This is a genomic window from Bacillus haikouensis, from assembly GCF_013179555.1.
Classification (GTDB): Bacteria; Bacillota; Bacilli; order Bacillales; family Bacillaceae_B; genus Rossellomorea; species Rossellomorea haikouensis_A.
This window is the reverse complement of record NZ_JABMCR010000272.1, coordinates 1-5315: the sequence shown is the minus strand read 5'-3', so window position 1 is coordinate 5315 and position 5315 is coordinate 1. Positions and strand designations below refer to the sequence as shown.

Below are 5315 nucleotides of genomic sequence, written 5' to 3'. Positions count from 1 at the left end.
ACGATGATATACGGGTTCATCGGTGTAATGATATTTGTTGATGAGTCTGCAATCCTGTAGGCAGCTTGTACGAATGCCGGATTGTACCCCAGAGCAGCGAACATCGGAATAAAGATCGGAGCCTCGAGAGCCCATTGTGCAGATCCGCTGAATATCAATAAATTCAACAGGGCCGTAAGAAGAACGAAACCGATGATTGCCGCCAATCCCGTCATATTAATGGATTCCAGGAAATTCGCTCCGCTTACAGCAACCCATGTACCGAGATGGGTCCAGTTGAAATAAGCTATGAATTGTGCAGCGGCAAAGATCAGAACGATATAGCCGCCCATATCCTTGATGGCTTCTGTCATATATTTCGGAACATCTCGGCTAGATTGGATCTTCTTGACCGTCACCCCGTAGGCGACCCCGATCACGATGAAAAAGAATAGGATGATCGGAATGATCCCATCTAAAAACGTGGAAGGAATCATTCCCCCATCTTCGTTCCTCAATGGTGATTCCGGCCAGGCTATAGCTCCAACCAGTATAGCGATATACGCCAGTCCTGCAATTGCAGCATTCCGGAGGCCCTTCCCTTCCAGGGGACTTTCCTTTTCCAGCGCTTTATCCACTTCCCCCTTATAGGTACCTAACCGGGGTTCAACAATCTTCTCGGTCACAACGGCACCGACAATTGTCAGGATCACTACAGATGCCATCATGAAATACCAGTTATCCACCGGTGTCACGTTCACATCAAATGCTTTGGCAGCTTCTGTGGAGATCCCGGCTAATAAGGCATCTGTTCCAGTGATGATGAAGTTTGCCGTAAAACCCGCACCTACACCTGAAAAGCCTGCTGCTAGTCCTGCCAGAGGATGACGTCCGATTGTATAGAAAACCATCGCTGCCAGTGGCGGAATGATGACAAAAGCAGCATCGGAGGCTAAATTCCCCATGATCCCTACCATTATGACTGCATACGTCACCAATGATTTCGGTGCGTTCAGCACTGTTTTCTTGATGGCTGTTTCCAGTAATCCCACTTTCTCTGCAAGTCCGATCCCAAGCATCATAGCCAGAACAAGACCGAGCGGGGCGAATCCAGTAAAGTTATCCAGCATGGAAGTCAAAATATATTGAAGTCCCTCTCCCGATACCAGACTTTTAATGGCTAATTCTTCTCCGTTTTTCGGATGGATGACGGTTACTCCCAGACTGGAAATAAACCAGGAAAACAATACGATAAATAAGGATAAGTACACAAACAGCATAAATGGATCGGGAAGTTTATTTCCTACCTTTTCAATGCCGCTCAAAAAGCGAAGGAGCCCCTTCTGCTTTGGTGGTGAATCAGGTTCTAACCCAGGGTTTGTCATATTTACACTCCTTTTTGTTTTATTAAGGAATAATTCCTTTTTACTTCCGTTAATAACTATTTCGATATGAATTGTATAATCCCTTCATTTTTTTTAATATTTATAAGAAAATTTTCAATTTACAGAATAACGGATGGAACACCGCGATTGATTTCCATGCAAAACTTCGCTTTCCGCGGGCGTTGGTGAGCCTCCTAGTCGAACTGCTACTGCGTGTTAGGCACAGAACCTATTAAAAAATCCGAACTTATTCGAATTCTAATGAAAGAATTGAACCAGTTCGGATTTTTATTAACTAATACTCATTTGTCCCAGACTCTAAGATTCTATCTGTCCATATCAAACCGATAAAGCTTTCTCGGGCGACCTCTGCCTCCGCCCTGCTCTTCTCCGCTGATGCTTACAATGCCGACTCTTTCCAACTCCGTCAGGATTCTGCGGCCATTTCGTTCTGTACTTTTCAACCAGCGGGATAAATCAACCGATGTCATTTCTTCTTTTTCATAATGCTTGGCCAAGGACAAGATTTTTGAAACAGTGGCACCGCTGATATTTGCTTCTTTTAAAAGATTGGTCCATTTTTCATCCCACTTATGTTTGGTGTAGGTGATGGTGGAGGCGGGCAGGATCTCGGTCACAGATCTATCTTCGTTGACGCTCACCACGATGGACGTGTCATGTTTTCTGGCATGCTGGAATGCCAGGCGGACATGGTGTTCAGCTTCAAGGACATTGACACCGAATCCGATTCCGATTCGGATGTCAAGGTCCGCATGCTTCTTCACATCCTGCGTCAGACTAAAGAAAACGGATTCTTTCTCATTAAGTTCCAGTTCCCCCCTCGTTGTATAAATAAAGAACAGTCCATCACCAAGCTGAACCATCGATCCGTTAACCTCACGGGCAATCTCCAGCAAATCGCGCTTCAGATCCAATTCCTGATGCTTCATTTTAAACGAGTAATGGGACTCATCCAATGTCTGGGTCGAATAAATCACTTCGATTCCGACAATGGCAATTTGGGATTTACGGTACTTACTGGCCTGGGCACGTTCCATTAGATACTGCAGGATCATTCTGATGGACAAATTGGTCGGGATCACCCGATAACAGGGAACGCCGGATTCGACCAGTTGTCTCTGTACACTCTGGATGCATGTAATGGCAGCCTCTATTTCTCCTTTTTCGTAAAGGGAACGATGATAGTCCACCAGTTCATCTGCGCTTCGATATCCTTCATACGGGTAACTGGAAACGTTCAGGCCCTCAAACGAATGAAACTGGAAGGCTGTTTCTATTTCTTGTCGGGAGATCGTGTCAATGCTGATTTTATGTAAAAGAGTCCCTTCTTTCATTTGAGCTTCCAGTAAAGCCCCGAAGAAGCTTGAACCGTGTAAAGGAGGGAAGCTCCCTTCCGACTCCTTCACCCAGCCTTTCTTCAAGGCAAAGAAAAAAGGAGACTGTCCGGAAAAAAACCATTGATCGATCAAGCTTCGGTTTTTCATGATGATTTCTTCAATATCATTCACATCATGATAAGGAAAGGTCAACAATTCAATATTTTCAAATGCAGAGGCCACATATTTGATCCGCTCGATCGAATCATCAGGGCCGATTACACCAATTCTGATTTTCAACAATTAATCACCTGCTTCTTGCTTCAACACTTCAGCTAGAATATCCACTCCAGCAGATAAATCTTCTAATGAGGTAAATTCCTCGGGATGATGGCTGATCCCTTTTTCACAAGGGATGAACACTAAGGCAGACGGCCACTTGGCTGCCATATTCATGACGTCGTGACCCGCCCCGCTGTCCATTTCGAATGCTTTATAGCCCAGCTGCTCACCAGCATGCCTGACTCTTGTTCTCAGACTATCATCCAGTAGAATAGAAGGATTATCTACAAGAGTTTCTATTGACATTGTAACATTAAACTCTTCTTCTAAACTCGCACAAAATGCGATAATCTCATCAGCCATATTACGTTTTAATTGATCGTCTACAGATCGGATATCAATACCCGCTTCAGCGTACCCGGGAATGACATTCATGACATTCGGCTTTACCTCCAGTGTGCTGACTGTTGCTACCAGGGGCTTGGATGAAGTAACCGACAATGTTTCAGCTGTATTCGATACGAATGAGATGAGTGGGGCAAGTGCTGCAAGAGCGTCCCTTCTTTTTCCCATTGGTGTCGTTCCTGTATGACCGGCCATTCCATAGGCTTTCACCTTCAATCGAATCGGACAGGCAACCCCGCGCACGACACCGAATTGTGCCCCATGGTCCTCAATTTGAGTACCCTGTTCAATATGGAGTTCGATAAATGAGCGGATCTCGTCTTTTGAACGCTCTGCTTTCAGCAGATTCTCCCATTTCAACCCAACCGATTCCACTGCCTGTCTGACAGAGATCCCCCGGCGGTCTTCAACTTCCTGAATGGCCGGATCGAGAATGCCTGCTGCACTTTTACTCCCGATCGTAGAGACCCCGAATCGGGCAGATTCCTCAGAGGCAAAACAAACGACTTCAATCGATGCTTGAGGCTTATATCCCTGTTCTTTCAATTTTTTTACGGCACCAAGTCCGCAAAGAACTCCAGCAGCCCCATCAAAGCCTCCCCCGTTTTCAACGGTATCAAGGTGAGAACCCGTCATTACGGCTTTCTTGGAAACGCCTTCCCATCTTGCATAAAGATTCCCCGCTTCATCACGGCGGACCTTCAATCCAAGTTCTTCAGAAACTTGTTTGAAGACAGCCATGGACTCAAGCTCTTCCTCCGAATATCCCAGTCTGGTAAAACCATCGGGACGTTTCATCGTATCTGTCAGGTTAAGAGATTTCAATGTACGTTCCAGCCATTCATTCATCAATAGACCCTCCCACTTTAAGAATTAGCCGCGCAAAGGCGTCAACAGCAATCGTCAGGACATCTTCTTCAAAATCAAATCGTTTATGATGGTGCCCCACTTTTAAAGGAGTCCCAAAGATCATGAAGGTTGCTTTCCCCCCGTTCCTTTGAACTTCATTGATCATATAGGTGACATCCTCTGAAGCTTTCAACGGCATGCTTTCTTGAACTTCCGTTATGCGGCTGCTCTCTTTACAGATCTCACTCATCCATTCGAACCATTCGTGATCACAAGCAGCTTCAACCGTGTTTCCGACTTTATCAATGACCGCCCCGACATCATGCAATCCGGCGGACGCCATTATGATTCGTTCAGCCTCATTCAGCATATATTGATTGAGGGCTGTCGTTTCACCGCGGGTTTCAATTTCCAGGTGAGCTTCATCGGCAATAATGTTCCTGCCCGTCCCTGCCTCAAGTCTTCCCACGTTAACCCTCGTAGCACCTTCTGAATGCCTGGGAATCCCATATAAATGCAGGCTGGCAGAAGCAGCGGCGAGCAATGCATTCCTTCCTTTCTCCGGTTCAAGTCCTGCATGCGCAGCTTTCCCGCTGTACTTCACATTCAATTTGGAAGAAGCAAGGAATGAATGAGTGGAGGCGGTTACAGTCCCTAAGCGGGAATCCCGGATCCCGATATGTCCGCTTGCAAAATAATCCACATCCGATAACCACCCTTTTTTCACCATGGCTTTTGATCCTCTTCCTCCTTCTTCTGCAGGTTGAAATAGCAGGGTAAAGGAGCCGTTCAATTCATTTTGATAGGCTGATAGAAATGCTGCGACTCCAAGGCCGATTGCCGCGTGGCCGTCATGCCCGCATGCGTGCATGACCCCTTCTTTCCTGGAGCGGAATCCTTTTGCGGTGGGGAAGTGTTCTTCTGACTCATCGGATTCCTTTATCGGCAGCGCATCAATATCAAACCGAAAAGCCATTTTAGGTCCAGGTCTCCCGGTATCGAGTGTTGCCACAAGCCCCGTATGGCCGCCTTGCATCCTGACAAGCCAATCTTCTTCCACCCCTTCACACTTCGCCCA

Annotated in this window: 4 protein-coding genes; all 4 read right to left on the bottom strand. The window is 46.4% G+C overall.

Annotated features, from left to right (window positions below; translation table 11 throughout):
* Window positions 1-1364: AbgT family transporter (locus HP456_RS19380; protein ID WP_172254155.1), on the bottom strand; the 1364-nt coding region annotated here is incomplete at its 3' end.
* A 326-nt stretch (window positions 1365-1690) separates the two neighbouring features.
* A complete protein-coding gene (locus tag HP456_RS19375; protein ID WP_172254153.1) occupies window positions 1691-3004 on the bottom strand; it encodes a hypothetical protein in 1314 nt (437 codons plus the stop codon).
* A complete protein-coding gene (locus HP456_RS19370; RefSeq protein ID WP_172254151.1) occupies window positions 3005-4237 on the bottom strand; it encodes a M20 family metallo-hydrolase in 1233 nt (410 codons plus the stop codon).
* The coding region (locus HP456_RS19365) for an amidohydrolase (protein WP_172254149.1) at window positions 4230-5315 on the bottom strand (1086 nt) is incomplete at its 5' end. The genes HP456_RS19370 and HP456_RS19365, both read right to left, overlap by 8 nt.